The organism is Thermogemmatispora carboxidivorans, assembly GCF_000702505.1.
GTDB classification, from domain to species: Bacteria; Chloroflexota; Ktedonobacteria; order Ktedonobacterales; family Ktedonobacteraceae; genus Thermogemmatispora; species Thermogemmatispora carboxidivorans.
Genome location: NZ_JNIM01000001.1, coordinates 2,023,066 through 2,038,472, shown reverse-complemented (window position 1 = coordinate 2,038,472; position 15,407 = coordinate 2,023,066). Strand labels below are relative to the sequence as shown.

The following is a 15,407-nucleotide window of genomic DNA, read 5'->3' as shown; positions in this document are numbered from 1 at the left end:
AGGCTATACTGGCCTTTGCCGAGGGGAGGTAAGGAAAAACGGTGCGGCGGGAGGTGCTATCCGATGGCAAGCTTTGGGGCCACCATTCTGGTGGTCGAGGATGAGCCGGAGCTGGCTGGCGCTCTGGAGCGCAGCCTGGTTGCTCATGGCTACCGGGTTCTAAGTACTGGCAGCGGCGAGGAGGCGCTGACGCTCTTCACCCGTGTTCATCCTGATCTCGTGCTGCTCGATTTACTATTGCCCGATATCAGTGGCCTGGAGATCTGTCGACGTATCAGGGCCGTTTCGTCGACGCCGATGATCGTGCTCTCGGTGAAAAATAGCGAGCACGATAAGGTCGAGGCCCTGGATTTGGGGGCCGACGACTATGTGGCTAAGCCCTTTGGCATCGCCGAGGTGCTGGCCCGTATCCGTGTGGCTTTGCGCCGGATGGAGCGGCAAAACGACCAGGCTGCGGAGGAGCAGGTACGTATTGGGCCGCTGGTGGTTGAGCTGGGGAGCCACCGCGTGCTGCTCAACGGACGCGATATAGCACTGACTCCCACTGAGTATGAGCTGTTGAGGATCTTCGTGACGCATCGTGGTAAGCTGCTGACACGCCAGATGCTCCTGCAAATGCTCTGGGGTGCAGCTTCGCATGATCGTATGCATAGTCTCCATGTCTACGTGGCACAGCTCCGGCAGAAGATCGAGCCTCGCCCCACTGAGCCACGCTTGATCTTGACTATCCCTGGGGTGGGCTACCGCTTCAGCGACGAGGTCGAGGCTGCCCGTGAGCTTGATTCTCCCGAGCCTTGAGTTTGTCTTGAGGAGTTGCTCCGCTCTCTGGAGGAAAGTTTGAGCAAAGTGAGCCAGATTCGGAACGCATCCTGAGCGTTCTTGCTCTACACTCTGGCTGAGAGCAAGCCGAAGAAGGGAAGGGACAGATCAAGATGTCTCGACGCTGGCTCCTCCCCTTTAGCTGGGAGGTCGATGTAGAGGCAATCGATGCCATTGTGCGTCTCGCCGCTCTGGAGGGCGCAAGTCTGATCGCGCTCTCTCTGCTGCCAGGAGCCACGACGCGCTCGCCCCAGCAGCTGCGCGCTGAGTATTGGCAGCAATCGCTGGACTTTCTGGAGGTGGTGCGCTGGAAGCGCCAGCGCTATGGGGTCCAGGGCGAAGCCTATGAGCTATTGAGTGAGGATCTCGGAGAAAGCATTGTGAGCTTTGCTCACGAGTTCGCCTGCGATCGGGTACTTGTCATTCGCCGCCCGCATGGTGATGCGTTGTTGCCCGCTCCACAGGTTCAGCGACTCCTGCGCGAGGGCCTGGTGCCCCTGATGCTCTTGTATTGGCCGGAGCAGCCCGCCGGTCTCTCGCTCGTACAACGGCTCCGCTCCTGGCTGAAAGCCCACAGGCCAGGAGCGCTGGTGCGCCTTGGCAGCGCTCGTTGAAGAGCGGGACCGTCCATGACTCGTTGGCTCTTTACGCTCGATAGAGGAGAGGAGTACATTCAGCGATGCAACAAGGTAATATCGTGATTGCGACAAGTGATGCATTCCTCGGCTCGCTGTTGCAGCGGGCGCTGCAGGCTCAGGGCTATGAGACTGTGCTTTGTAATAGCGCGGCGGCGGCTCTGGCTCAGCTTGCTGCGCGAAGGTCCAAGTTGCTCATTGTCGATTTAGCTTTGAGCGATGACACCGCCTGGGGCCTGCTCCGCCAGGCTCGCGCGCGTGCTCTACTCGCGCCAGACGCTACGAGACGAGGCGCCTGCTGTCTCCCTGTCATCCTGTTGTCAGCTAATCCTCTCCAGACACACGCTAGCCCAGAGCTACGTCCGTTCGCTTGCCTGCCTCGCATCTGTCCACTCGGCGCCTTGCTGCGATTGGTGGCACGGGCTTATGACCAGGGAGAGCAGGAAAGGGGAGAGGAGGGACAGGCTGGTCAGGTCGCCCCGGCTCACGAGGTGAGCTTTCCAGGGGAGGAGAAGCTCTATGCTTGATGTCGTGATTGTTCTGGTGACACTGTTCGCGTTCTTGCTTTTCATCGGCTTCACACTGGCCTGCGAGCGCTTGTGAGCAGGTCCCAATGATCAACCACAAAGGAGCGCTTCGATGAATACCCCTTTGGAATACCTGCTGACCGGTTTGAGTGCGCTGCTGCTGCTGATCTATCTGGTCATCGCGCTGCTGAAGCCAGAACGCTTCTAAGCAGCTCACTCATCTATAGAGGATGGCTTTTGCGATGTCCATTACGCTCAATAGCCTTGTACAGATTGCTCTCTTTTTAGGGCTTGTTTTGGCGCTCACGAAGCCGCTTGGCCTCTACATGACCAGGGTCTTCAACGGTGAGCGCACCTGGCTGTCGCCAGTCTTTGCTCCGCTCGAGCGCTTCCTCTACCGCGCCAGCGGTATTGATCCCGAGCGTGAGCAGCGCTGGACCGGCTATGTGATCGCCATGCTGGTCTTTAATCTGGCTGGCATGCTCCTGCTCTATGGGCTGGAGCGCACGCAACAATGGCTGCCGCTCAATCCGGCGCACCTGGGACCGGTAGAGTCGCAGCTGGCGTTCAATACAGCCGCCAGCTTTACGACGAATACGAACTGGCAGAATTATGCCGGCGAGCAGACCATGAGTTACCTGACCCAGATGGCCGGCCTGGCTTACCATAACTTTGTCTCGGCGGCCACCGGTATGGCGCTGGCTGTGGCCCTGGTGCGCGGCCTGGCACGCCGCAGCGCCGAGCAGCTTGGCAATTTCTGGGTCGATCTGACGCGCGCCACGCTCTATATCCTGCTGCCGATCTGTGTGGTCGGGGCCCTGGTATTGGTTTCACAGGGCGTGGTCCAGAATTTTAATGCTTACACGGTCGTCCATACCCTCGATGGCGGCCTCCAGGTCATTGCCCAGGGACCGGTCGCTTCCCAGGAGATCATCAAGGAGCTGGGCACGAACGGGGGCGGTTTCTTCAACGCTAATTCTGCCCATCCTTATGAGAATCCAACCGCACTGAGTAACCTGATCGAGATGCTGGCCATCATTGGCATCGGCGCTGGCATGTTTTACATGTTCGGGCGCATGGTTGGCGACACCCGACAGGGCTGGGCTTTGTGGGCGGCTTCGGCCCTCATCTTCGTCCTGGCCGTGGCCGTAGCCCTACCCGCCGAGCAGGGTGGCAACCCTCTGCTGGCTCATCTGGGGGTCAACCAGCAGACTTCCGCTCTGCAGCCCGGCGGCAACATGGAGGGCAAGGAGGTGCGCTTCGGCATTACGGACTCCGTGCTCTTTACGGTAACGACGACCGCTACTTCCTGCGGCGCGGTCAATAGCTTTCTCGACAGCTATACCCCGCTCGGCGGCATGATCCCGCTGGCCAATATCGCCCTGGGCGAGGTGATCTTCGGCGGCGTCGGCTCGGGTCTCTATGGTATGCTGATGTTCGCCATCCTGACGGTCTTCATCGCCGGGCTGATGGTAGGGCGCACACCCGAGTATCTCGGCAAGAAGATCGAGCGTAAGGAGGTCATGATGGCCGCCCTGGCGCTGCTGATCGGCCCGGCTACGATTCTGGGCTTCGCAGCCGTGGCCAGTGTCTCGCCCCTGGGCCTGGCTTCGCTGACCACCAATGCTGGCCCGCACGGCCTCTCGGAAATCCTCTACCTGTATACCTCTTCGAATGGCAACAACGGGTCGGCCTTCGCCGGCCTGGCTGGCAATACGCCTTTCTACAATTGGACTGGGGCTTTTGCCATGTTGATCGGGCGTTTCGTCTTCCTGATCCCTATTCTGGCCTTTGGCGGATCGCTTGTCGGGAAGCGCGTGGTGCCCGCCGGGCCAGGAACCTTCCCGACGACGGGACCGCTCTTTGTCTCGCTGCTGGTAGGGGTCATCCTCATCGTGGGTGCCTTAACCTACTTCCCGGCCTATGCCCTCGGACCCATCGTTGAACACTTGCTGATGCTGGCAGGAAGGACCTTCTGAAGAATGAGCAGCCACACACTGGAAGTGCGACCGTGGAAGACACGGCGCAAAGGAGCTGTGTCTTCCTTTGATCCGCAGATCGTGCGTCGCGCCTTATTGGAGGCATTCCGCAAGCTTGATCCGCGCTGGCAGATCAGGAATCCGGTGATGTTTGTAGTAGAGGTCGGCAGCCTGATCACAACGATTGAGTTTGTGCGCCTGCTGCTGACCACTCCCGGGCCGGCCTTCTCTGCCGAACGCCTGCATAACGAGACGCTTTTTGTGCTGGCCGTCAGCCTCTGGCTCTGGTTTACGGTCCTCTTCGCTAACTTCGCCGAAGCGATGGCTGAGGGACGGGGCAAGGCTCAGGCCGAGACGCTGCGTCGCGCGCGTACGACCACGACGGCCAAGCGCCTGCGCCGTCCTGAGCGCTCGGCCCCCTGGGAGGAGGTGCCCGCGCCCGCTCTGCGCAAGGGCGACTATGTGCTGGTGGAGGCCGGCGATGTCATCCCCGGCGATGGCGAGGTGATCGAGGGCGTGGCCGCGGTCGATGAGTCGGCGATTACCGGAGAGTCGGCCCCGGTTATCCGCGAGAGCGGGGGCGACCGCAGCGCCGTGACCGGCGGGACGCGCGTGCTCTCGGACTGGATCGTCGTGCGCATCGGGGCCAACCCTGGCGAGACCTTCCTCGATCGGATGATCGCATTGGTTGAGGGGGCCCAGCGTCAGAAGACCCCTAATGAGATCGCTCTCAACATCCTGCTCGCCAGCCTGACGATCATCTTTCTGCTGGTCGTGGTTTCACTGGAGCCGTTTGCCATCTACTCGGGGAGCCCGGTCTCGATTGCGACCTTGATCGCCTTGCTGGTCTGCTTGATCCCTACGACCATCGGCGGTTTGCTCTCCGCGATCGGTATCGCTGGTATGGATCGTCTGGTTCAGCGCAATGTGCTGGCCATGAGCGGGCGCGCCGTGGAGGCCGCCGGCGATGTCGACGTGTTGCTGCTTGATAAGACAGGGACTATTACCTTGGGTAACCGCCAGGCGACGCGCTTCTTGCCTATGCCCGGCGTCGATGAGCAGACCCTGGCTCGCTCCGCCTTGCTGGCCAGCCTGGCTGACGAGACACCCGAGGGCCGCTCGATTGTGACCCTGGCCCGCGAGCGCTTCGGAGTCGAAGAGGAGGACGGCCTCCAGCCGCACCAGAACAGTCGCTTTGTGCCTTTCTCGGCTATGACACGCATGAGCGGCCTCGATCTCCTGGCCAATGTCAATGGTGGGGAGGTCATCAGCACTAGCGCAGAAAAGGAGACAGTTCTCCTACAGCGCACGATTCGCAAGGGGGCTGCCGATGCCATTCTGGCCTATGTGCAGGAACACGGCGGCGCAGACAAACATAGCGAGCTGCTACAGCATACGGTCGATGAGATCGCCCGCGCTGGCAGTACACCGCTGGTGGTGGCTGAGACCTGGCGCACTGGTCAGGATCACCTGGAACAGGCTCGCGTGCTGGGCGTGATTGAGCTGAAGGATATTGTTAAGGGCGGGATGCGCGAGCGCTTCGAGCAACTGCGCCGCATGGGTATTCGGACGATTATGATCACGGGCGATAATCCCCTGACCGCGGCAGCGATCGCTCGCGAGGCTGGCGTCGATGACTTTCTGGCTCAGGCTACCCCTGAGACAAAGCTGAAGCTGATCCGCGAGCAGCAGGCCGGCGGGCGAATGGTCGCGATGACCGGCGACGGAACGAACGATGCCCCAGCTCTGGCACAGGCCGATGTCGGCGTCGCCATGAACAGTGGTACCCAGGCCGCCAAAGAGGCCGCCAATATGATCGATCTGGATTCGAATCCGACCAAACTGATCGAGATCGTGGAGATCGGTAAGCAGCTACTGATCACGCGCGGGGCCCTGACAACCTTTAGTATCGCCAACGATGTGGCGAAGTACTTCGCCATTATCCCGGCGGCCTTCTCGGCCACCTACCCCGAGCTGAATGCCCTCAACATCATGGGTCTGGCCACCCCACACAGCGCGGTGCTCTCAGCGGTCATCTTTAATGCCTTGATCATTATCGCGCTGATTCCGCTGGCCCTGCGCGGCGTGAAATATCGTCCGATCGGGGCCGGCCCACTGTTACGGCGTAATCTCTTGATCTATGGTCTGGGCGGCATTGTCGCCCCTTTCGTGGGCATCAAGCTCATCGATCTGCTGCTCTCGCTGTTGCACCTGACACTCTAGATCGTCTTGTTCAAGAGGATGAGCACTATGCATCTCTCATGGAAGCTTCTCGCGCGTGAGTATCTCCGCCCGGCATTGATGCTGACGCTGCTTCTGACTCTTCTGCTGGGCCTGCTGTATCCCGGGGTGGTCACCGCCTTGGCTCAGCTGCTCTTTCCTTATCAGGCCAACGGTAGCCTGCGCTACTCCAATGGCCGTTTGGTCGGCTCGGAGCTGATCGGACAGTACTGGACCTCGCCCCGCTACTTCCACGGGCGCCCCTCGGCTACGCTCAGCGATGACGGTAGCAAGGCCCAACCCTATAACGCCGAGAATTCCGGCGCCTCTAACCTCGGGCCAACCAACAAGGCCCTGGTCCAGACCGTGCAGCAGCGTATCGCTGAGCTGAAGCGAGAGAACCCCAATGCCCCACCGGGACCGGTGCCCGCCGACCTGGTGACGGCCTCCGGCTCGGGCCTGGACCCCGACATTTCGGTAGCCGCCGCTCTCTACCAGGTGCCGCGCGTGGCCCAGGCCCGCGGACTGAGCCAGGAGACGGTGCGCCAGCTCGTGCTGAACCATGTGCAGGGGCGCTTTCTGGGTATCTTCGGCGAGCCACACGTGAATGTGCTCGACCTGAATCTGGCCCTCGATGCCCTTCAGCATTAACGTCACCCAAGCGATGAACCTTTCTATGACGAGACCCAAGGACCACCAGGGAGGAGCCTGCCCGCAATGAGTGAGCAAAGAGCCAGGCGCGAGACCAACGACGGACGCCCTTCTCCCGAGGAACTGCTGCAGCGCTACGGCCTGCGCGACGAGGATCTGGCCGGGCAGCAGGAATCTCAGCAGTGGGGCAGTGCAGCTGGCGGCGACCAGAACCCGGCCCCGGCAGGGCGCTCTCCGCGACCCTCCTCGGGCCGCCGCGGGCGCCTGCGCATCTACCTGGCCGCCGCCCCAGGAGCGGGCAAAACGTACGCCATGCTCAATGAGGGCCACCGACGCAAGAGTCGCGGGACCGACGTGGTCATCGGCTACGTCGAGACCCACGGTCGCCCACGCACCGCCGAGCAGATTGGTGATTTGGAGACCATCCCTCGCCAGAAGATCGTCTATCGCAGTCTGACTTTCGAAGAGATGGACCTGGAGGCCATCCTGATTCGCCGCCCCCAGGTGGCGCTGATCGACGAGCTGGCCCATACTAACGTCCCTGGCTCCAGGCATGAGAAGCGCTATCAGGATGTGTTAGAGCTGTTGGAGGCCGGCATCGATGTGGTGACCACCCTCAATATCCAACACCTGGAGAGCCTCAATGATATTGTGGCTAACATCACTGGCGTGCGCGTGCGCGAGACGCTGCCCGACTGGATTCTTGACCAGGCCGACGAGGTCGAGCTGATCGATATCTCGCCCCATGCCCTGCGCCAGCGCATGAAGCATGGGAACATCTACCCCCGTGAACGCATCGACGCCGCCCTCAATCACTTTTTCCGCGAGGGAAACCTCACGGCCTTGCGCGAGCTGGCGCTCCGACGCACCGCCGAGAAGGCCGAGGCTCAGCTGCAGCACTATATGGCCTCGCATAAGATCAACAAACCCTGGCCAGCTTGCGAGCGTATCCTGGTCGGCTTCGATCACCGCCCTCACAGCCGCCAGGTGATCCGCGATGCCTGGCGCCTGGCCCACAGCCTGCAGGCCCAGCTGATCGCCGTCTCCGTTGAGCCGACCGGCTTCGCCGCCCTGACGGCGCACCTGGTGCGCCTGCTCAAATATGGCCGCCGCCTGCGGGCCGAGGAGGAGGCCGCACGGCGCCGTCTTGAAGAGCATGCCCAGCTCGCCGAGGATCTGGGAGCCGAGGTGCTCCACGTGCGCAGCCACGACATCGCCCAGGCGCTCGCTATGCTCGCCCGCGAGCGCCACGTCACCCTGATCGTCCTGGGCCTCCCAGCACGCCGCCGCTGGGAGGAGCTGCTGCGCGGCTCGCTGGTTAATCGCTTGCTTCGCCTCAGCAGCGACATCGATATTCACCTCGTCCCGCGTCGCCCCGACAGCGAAGCGGAGGACCCCCCCCTATTCCACGCTTAAGCAGCTGGTACAGCTGCTTGGCAGCTCAACGAAACGGTTCGCCTGGCAACAGGCCAGCGCAGGCCAGCGCGCAGCCCAGAGCCACATCGCCTCTCCAGGGCTTGACAGCATCATACCCAGGCTGCTATACAACCTCCTATATACTGCTGATGAGACTTCTTCCCTACCCGAGCGGAGAAGAGGAGCTGTTGACGGATGGAGCTACGCGGGAAACGTGTTTTGGTCATGGGACTGGGCTTGCAGGGTTCAGGCGTCGCCGCGGCCCGCTATGCCGCTGAGCAGGGCGCCATTGTGCGTGTAACCGACAGGAAGCCGGCAGAGATACTGGCCCCCAGCATTCGCGCGCTGGAAGCCCTCCCTATTGAGTTTATCCTTGGGGAACATCGCGAAGAAGATTTCCGCTGGGCCGAGATCGTGATTCGCAATCCAGGTATTCCCCGCAATTCTCCCTACCTGCAGATTGCCCGGGCCCACGGCGCCCAGATCGAGATGGAGCTAGCACTCTTCATGCTCGCCTGCCCGGGACGTACCATCGGCGTCACTGGCACACGCGGCAAGACTACCACTACCACGCTCATCTACGAGATCCTGCGCGCCGCTGGCAAGCCCGTGGTTATCGGAGGCAACGTCGCCGGCGTCGAAACGCTCTCGTTGCTCCCCCAGGTCACCCCCGAAACCCTGGTGGTCCTGGAGATGTCAAGCTGGCAATTGGAGGGCTTCGAGCAACACCACCTCAGCCCTTCCGTGGCCGTCATGACGAATCTTTACCCCGATCACCTCGACACCTACGCCAGTATGGAAGAATACGGCGCAGCCAAAGCCAACATTTTCCGCCACCAGCGTCCCACAGACCTGGCCGTCTTCAACTACGATAATCCCTGGACGCGCCGCTTTGGCGAGGAGGCTCCAGGCCGCACCTGGTTCGCCAGCCTGGAACGCGGTGGCAGCTTTTCCCGTGGCTCCAACGAGCTGCTGCCTTTTACCTTCCGCGCTACCCCCCTGCCAGGGCGGCACAACCTGGAAAACGTACTCCTGGCCACCACCGTCGCCCGCCTGCTAGAGATTCCCGACGAGATCATCGCCAGCGCCGTGCGCCAGTTCCGTGGCGTCGAGCACCGCCTGCAAGAGGTGGCCATCATCGATGGCGTACGCTATATCAACGATACGACCAGCACTACGCCGGTGGCCGGGCGGATGGCACTGACAGCCTTCAGTGAGCCACTGATCCTGATCGCCGGGGGCAATAGTAAACATCTGCCTCTGGAAGACTGGCCAGCCCAGATTGTGGCCCGCTGCCGCGCAGTGTTCTTGTTGCAGGGCAGCGGCACCGAGGAGCTGCTGCCCGCCCTGCGCGCAGAGGTCGCCAGGCAGGGACGTCCCGACCCGGTTCAGGGAATCTTCGACCGCTTCGAGGAGGCGCTCGCTGCCGCTGTGGCTTCGGCTCGCCCAGGCGACGTCGTCCTGCTCTCGCCCGGCTTCACCAGCTTCGGCATGTTTCAAAACGAGTTCGAGCGCGGTCGCCGCTTCATCGCCTACGTGCGCGCTTTGCAGGAGCGCAAAGGGCCGCAGCCACAGCCAGAGCACCCCCACTAACAGAGAGCGACTCAGCCTCCACTGTGCTGTGGGCCAAAAGCGCCACGAAAAAGGAGGGCCGCACTGGTACAAATGTGCAGCGCAGCCCTCCTCTTCCGGCCTGGCCGGGCAGGCCCCATCACTCACCGGTAGAGTCGCTGCTCGGCCTCAGCGCGGCCCGGCAGCACGCACTTCCTCGCCCGGTAGCGTAAACTGCTTGAAATTCTCCTTGAAACGTGCCGCCAGCCCACTGGCCTGGCGATCATAGGCTTCAGGGTCAGGCCAGGTACTGCGAGGATTGAGCAGCTCCGCAGGCACACCGGGGCAGGCCACGGGGACATGCAGCCCGAAGATGGGGTCGGTGGTCGTCTCCACGCTCTCTAGCTCGCCGCTGATCGCCGCCCGCACCATCGCCCGCGTATAGTTGATGTTGATGCGTCGCCCCACCCCATAGGGACCACCGGTCCAGCCCGTATTGACCAGGTAGCACCGCACCTTGTGGGCCACAATGCGCTCGCGCAGCAGATTGGCATACTCTCCGGGACGCAACGGCAGGAAAGGCGCCCCAAAGCAGGGACTGAACGTCGCCTGCGGCGTCGTCACCCCCGACTCCGTCCCGGCCAGCTTACTGGTATAGCCGGAGAGGAAATAGTACATCGCTTGCTCGGTGGTCAGGCGAGAAACCGGCGGGAGTACCCCAAAGGAATCCGCCGAGAGGAAGATGATGGCCTGGGGATGACCGGCACGCCCCTCCAGAACCACATTGTCGATGAAGTCGACCGGATAGGCCGCGCGCGTATTCTCGGTAATCGAGGCATCCTCATAGCGCGGCTCGCGCGTCTTCTCATCGAGGACGACATTCTCATAGATGGCGCCGAAACGCATGGCGTTCCAAATCTGCGGCTCATGCTCGCGCGAGAGATTGATACACTTCGCATAGCAGCCGCCCTCGAAGTTAAAGATGCCCGCATCGCCCCAGCCGTGTTCATCGTCGCCGATCAGGCGCCGTGTCGGATCAGCCGACAGGCTCGTCTTGCCGGTGCCAGAGAGGCCGAAAAAGAGCGCCACATCGCCTTTCTCCCCCACATTGGCCGAGCAGTGCATCGGTAAGACTCCCCGGGCCGGGAGCATAAAATTGAGCACAGTGAAGACCGCCTTTTTCATTTCGCCGGCGTAGTGAGTTCCAGCGATCAAAATCAGGCGCTCCTCAAAGTCGATAATGATGGCCGTCTCCGAGCGCGTGCCGTGGGTTCGCGGGTCGGTATGGAAATTGGGCACGCAGAGAATCGTGAAGCCCGGGCGCTCGCTGGCCAGATCCTCATCCTTCACACGCAGGAAGAGCTGGCGCGCGAATAAATTATGCCAGGCCAGTTCCGTAATAACCTGCAGCGGTATGCGGTAAGCCGGATCAGCCCCGGCAGCAGCATCCAACACATAAACGTCGCGCCCCTGCAAATAGGCAGCCAGGCTACGACGCACCATTTCGAAATGCTCCGGCGCCATCGGGTGGTTATTCTCCCCCCACCAAATGCGTGACGCCGACTCCTCGTTCGAGACAATGTATTTATCCTTGGGAGAGCGCCCCGTATGCGGGGCGGTCTTGGTGGCAAGCGCGCCATTCGAGGCCAGCGCTCCCTCGCCGCGCGCTAGAGCATGCTCAACCAGGATGGCCGGGGCAAGATTCCAATGGATCTGGCCCAGGTTCATCAGCCCATATTCTTCCAGGGCCTTCCGGCTCATCATCATTGTCATAGAGTGTTCTCCTTTTAGGGCACGTTGGCAACGGCTTTGTCCTCCCGCCGTATACCTAGCTACCCAGGCTCCTGAGCGGAGACCGAGAAAAAACTAACGCCATAGCCCGATAAAGATGCCCAACAAGCACGATGAAGAAAGAGAAGCGAGGCGCTCAGGCAAGCCCGGCGCTCGGCATACAAGCGTGTGCGTATCCGTCTTTGAGCGTTCGCACAGCAACGTTGATGCCCCTACCGGTCGTTAGTTTATCAAACTTGACCGGGACAAAGCAACCCATTGAGTCGCGGGCCTGCTCCTTTTCTCTCAGCCTCTCCAGCCGCTAGACAACGGAATGGATCAGGCTCTAGTGAGCTGCGCTGGCGTTGTTGACCTAACGGTTGCTTATCCATTGGCAAAAAAATTTGAATAGGTTGTTGGCACTCACCAGCCCTCCTACAGACCGAGACAGGAGCGGCAGGCGCCAGCAGCATCTCCTGCCCGGCAGGTATGTGCTTCGTTCTTCCTCCACTCTCCCTCTCCCCTCAGCGATAGAGGCCTGCGACTTCGAGCCTATTTATTCGTTTTTATCTATAGAGAGACAGCCGGGTATCCACATGTCTTCAGGACAGCCTATTGCTCCCGCTACCTCTTACTCCTTTCTTTGCGGAAACAGGGTGCCTGGACACGCTCGCCTGCCCTCCCTCAATCCATCCAGGGAAGTGGGAGCCACCGCCAACCGCCCAGCAAAAATGTGGATCGCCTGCTGTCCAGCATCGCACCGGGAAGGAAAGAACATGGCTCGCTTTCTACCCGCTTTTCGTTCTGCCGGCCCGTCCCCTACCGTTGACAACGGCAGGGAAGCCCCTTCGCGCTCGCTTGTCAGGCTGGCTTTTTGGCGCCTGCGTCGCACCTGGGGCCTGCTTTCGTTGACAGCTCTCGGATTGCTGACCGCGGTCATCATTCTCTGCACCGTGCCTCTCTACTCCGCTCTGACGCTCTCTCTCGGCTTGCAAGACGCTTTCCGCGCTCAGCCCCAAAGCGCCGATATTCTGGTAGAGAGCAACGCGGAGCAGCTTTCTATCTCTGGACTCAGCCACGCTTCTGCACTGCTCGATCAGCAGTTCCGGCACTTGCTCGGAAGCTATCTGAGCGACGCCAGTCTCTCCATCACCACGCCCCTTGTGCCACTGGTGAATGCAGACACTCAGACGATCAGCGGCAGCGAGGTTCAGCTGGTCACCAAACCAGCGGCCAGCCTGACCGCTCACGCTTCCTTGCTGACAGGCCGCTTTCCCCAGGCAACGCTGCCTTCTCCCTCGTCGGATACCTTGGAGATCGCCATCTCTTCTCAGGAAGCCAGCCAGCTGAAGGCCCGGCCCGGCTCGACCTTTATCGCACAGTTTGCTTATGTGCAGATTCCTACCCAGCGCGTCGTCTACAATGTGACCTTGCACGTGGTGGGGGTCTTCTCTCCTCAATCCGACCCGTCGTTCTGGCAGGGCACTACCTTTACAACTTCCCCCCGGGGAGTGAGCAACGGTCAACAGCTGGGCCAGCAAGCGACGTTTCTGACGTCGACTGAGAGCCTGCTGGCACTCTTCGACCGCTTCGGGCAACAGACGCACGGTCTCGTTCTGGAAGAGCCTTTCACACTTTCCTGGCTCTATCACATCGATCCCCAGAAGATCAGCATCAGTGATCTCCAGCTGCTTTTCACGAATATCGATCAGGTCGAAAGTAATATTCTCAATAACCCGGCTTTGAATACCCCTCCTCTGATAGAGCATCTGCAGGTGAATCTGCCCAGCGCTGCTTTGCAGGAGTTTTATACTCAGATGAGTACGGCCACGATCCCTCTTTTCTCTCTTGTAGCGCTGGTGATGGCCCTGGTGCTCTTCTTCATTGCGATCATGACCGACCTGCTGATCGATCGTCAAAGCGAGGCGGTGGCGATCTTACGGAGCCGGGGCGCCAGCCGTCTGCAGGTTGCTGGCATGTTCCTGGTTCAGGCACTGCTGCTGGTGCTCCTGGCCCTGGTTGGTGGTCCTCTGCTGGCCCTTGGCCTGGCACTCAGTTTGGCTCATGTGCTCTTGCCAGATAACGAGCAGCTCATGCAGCAGTTGCTGATCAGCCAGCCGCAGGAGACACTCTTTTCGCTGAGCGGCTATGCGCTGGCTGCCGCATTGGTGGGCTTGCTGACAATGGCCATCACGATCGGGCGCGCGACACGCTCCGATGTGCTGGCCTTGCGACGTGAAGCTGCCCGCACCAGCCAGATCCCTCTCTGGCAGCGCCTCCACCTCGATGTGGTGGCCGCGCTGCTGATGGTGCCCGGCTACGGGATGGCACTCTATTTGATCCATTCGCAGGCACTCGATGATCACACTCGCCTGATCTTGCTGACTCCGCTCACTTTGCTGGGGGCACTCTTTTTGATTCTCGCCTCCTTGTTGCTCCTCCTTCGCCTTTTCCCACTCATTCTTACTGCAGGTGCGCGCCTGGCAGCTGCTCGCCGTGGTCTGGCTCCCCTGCTGGCCCTGGTCCAAATGGCACGCGCTCCTCGCCAGTCTCTGCGCATGACGCTGCTTTTGGCTTTGGCAACGGCCTGCCTGCTTTTCACTCAGGTGCTATTGGCCTCGCAGGTTCAGCGTAGTGATGATAGCAGCTCCTTTCAGGTGGGTGCCGATCTCAGCGGTCAGCTCAGACAGCCTCATGCCCCCAGCGAGCTGGCAGCCCTGAAGGCAGCCTACCGTCGCCTACCAGGAGTGGTCTCGGCTTCGCCGGGTCTGGCGACGACGCTCTCAGGGGGCGGAACCCAGGATGTATCGATCGCCCTCCGCGCTGTTGATGCTGCGACGTTCACTCAGACAGCCCAGTGGAGGCGAGCAGACTCGGCTGTGCCTCTCTCAACGCTGATGCAGTCGCTGGTCAGCGCGGGCAGAGACGCGGTCGTGACGCACGTGGTGCCTGCTATTGTCGATGCCAATGCCGCACGCTCGCTGCAGCTCGAGCCACACAAGACCTTTACGCTGAGCAGCAGCGATGGCCAACTCTCGCTTGCCTTTCTCGATGTGGCCACGATTGACGCTATTCCAACCATTGTTTCCTCATCTTCTCCGAGTGGCTCGCCGGGTGATGATGTCCCCGACGGCGGCGTGCTCGTCGACTACGGTACCTACGTGAGGGTGCTGCAGAGTCAGTTTCAGCAGGAGTTTGTCGCTCAGGAGGCCCCGCTGAATTATGTCTGGCTGAGAACCGTGGACGATGAGAGCCGGCTAGCTGCGCTGCGCCAACAACTCAGCCAAACAGGAGCGCTGGCGCTCTCACCGCTACTCGACCGGCGCGCACTCCGCGATGGGTTGTTGCGCGCTCCACTTTATCTGGATCTGGTTGGGGTGCTGACGATCGGAGCCAGCAGCGCACTGCTCCTGGCCCTTTTCGGCAGCCTGACGGCTTCCTGGCTGAGTGTGCGCCGCCGCCTGACGGCTTTTGCTGTGCTGCGGGCCCTGGGGGGCAGTCCTGGACAGCTTGCCGCGACGCTGGCCTGGGAGCAACTCTTGATCTATGCCTTCGCTCTGCTGCTCGGCATCGGCTTCGGGGCCTTGTTCTCCTGGCTGACTGTGCCGGCCCTGGTTTTTACTGCTACCAGCGGCAATGCGCCAGCGGCAACGTCGTCCGGGGCTTTCTATGTGGCGCAGAGTATGCCGCCTGTACAACTCGCCGTTCCCGCCTGGCTCCCCGCTATTCCTGTGCTTCTGCTGGTCCTCTTCGGGCTCGCCTTAAGCCTGATGATGCGCACCATCTCGCACCCGGCGGTGAGCTACGTGCTCCGTGTCAGCGAGGATTAGGGAGAGTAG

At 61.2% G+C, this 15,407-nt stretch carries 11 protein-coding genes; 10 read left to right on the top strand and 1 reads right to left on the bottom strand.

The features are described 5' to 3' along the window. The first annotated feature begins 63 nt into the window (after window positions 1-63). The 9 genes from N688_RS07985 to murD all read left to right on the top strand — a co-directional run bounded on the left by N688_RS07985 (window position 64) and on the right by murD (window position 9,840). Complete coding sequence (locus N688_RS07985; protein ID WP_052888790.1) at window positions 64-798, top strand: response regulator transcription factor; 735 nt, start codon at window positions 64-66, stop codon at window positions 796-798. Window positions 799-932: 134 nt separating this feature from the next. Then, window positions 933-1,433: a universal stress protein gene (locus N688_RS07980; protein WP_052888789.1), complete on the top strand. Its 501-nt coding sequence runs from the start codon at window positions 933-935 to the stop codon at window positions 1,431-1,433. A 65-nt stretch (window positions 1,434-1,498) separates the two neighbouring features. After that, on the top strand, window positions 1,499-1,981 hold the full coding sequence (locus N688_RS07975) for a DNA-binding transcriptional response regulator (protein ID WP_052888788.1): 483 nt from the start codon (window positions 1,499-1,501) through the stop codon (window positions 1,979-1,981). Between the two features lie 112 nt (window positions 1,982-2,093). Next, window positions 2,094-2,189 carry a K(+)-transporting ATPase subunit F gene (kdpF, locus tag N688_RS22265; protein WP_069801727.1) on the top strand — a complete coding sequence of 32 codons (96 nt, stop codon included), beginning with the start codon at window positions 2,094-2,096 and terminating at the stop codon, window positions 2,187-2,189. A 34-nt stretch (window positions 2,190-2,223) separates the two neighbouring features. Beyond that, window positions 2,224-3,960 carry a potassium-transporting ATPase subunit KdpA gene (kdpA, locus tag N688_RS07970; RefSeq protein WP_202901863.1) on the top strand — a complete coding sequence of 579 codons (1,737 nt, stop codon included), beginning with the start codon at window positions 2,224-2,226 and terminating at the stop codon, window positions 3,958-3,960. Between the two features lie 3 nt (window positions 3,961-3,963). After that, on the top strand, window positions 3,964-6,183 hold the full coding sequence (kdpB, locus tag N688_RS07965; protein WP_052888787.1) for a potassium-transporting ATPase subunit KdpB: 2,220 nt from the start codon (window positions 3,964-3,966) through the stop codon (window positions 6,181-6,183). 27 nt (window positions 6,184-6,210) lie between these two features. Then, window positions 6,211-6,831 carry a potassium-transporting ATPase subunit KdpC gene (gene kdpC / locus N688_RS07960; protein WP_052888786.1) on the top strand — a complete coding sequence of 207 codons (621 nt, stop codon included), beginning with the start codon at window positions 6,211-6,213 and terminating at the stop codon, window positions 6,829-6,831. Window positions 6,832-6,897: 66 nt separating this feature from the next. After that, window positions 6,898-8,247: a universal stress protein gene (locus N688_RS07955; protein ID WP_052888785.1), complete on the top strand. Its 1,350-nt coding sequence runs from the start codon at window positions 6,898-6,900 to the stop codon at window positions 8,245-8,247. Between the two features lie 195 nt (window positions 8,248-8,442). Beyond that, on the top strand, window positions 8,443-9,840 hold the full coding sequence (murD, locus tag N688_RS07950) for a UDP-N-acetylmuramoyl-L-alanine--D-glutamate ligase (RefSeq protein ID WP_052888784.1): 1,398 nt from the start codon (window positions 8,443-8,445) through the stop codon (window positions 9,838-9,840). 147 nt (window positions 9,841-9,987) lie between these two features. On the opposite strand, the gene pckA is transcribed toward murD, so the two are convergent. Then, window positions 9,988-11,571: a phosphoenolpyruvate carboxykinase (ATP) gene (pckA, locus tag N688_RS07945; protein ID WP_081838638.1), complete on the bottom strand. Its 1,584-nt coding sequence runs from the start codon at window positions 11,569-11,571 to the stop codon at window positions 9,988-9,990. A 773-nt stretch (window positions 11,572-12,344) separates the two neighbouring features. Between pckA and N688_RS07940 the strand changes: the two genes are divergently transcribed. Then, window positions 12,345-15,398, top strand: a complete 3,054-nt coding sequence (locus N688_RS07940; RefSeq protein ID WP_052888783.1) for an FtsX-like permease family protein — start codon at window positions 12,345-12,347, stop codon at window positions 15,396-15,398. Window positions 15,399-15,407: the final 9 nt, after the last annotated feature.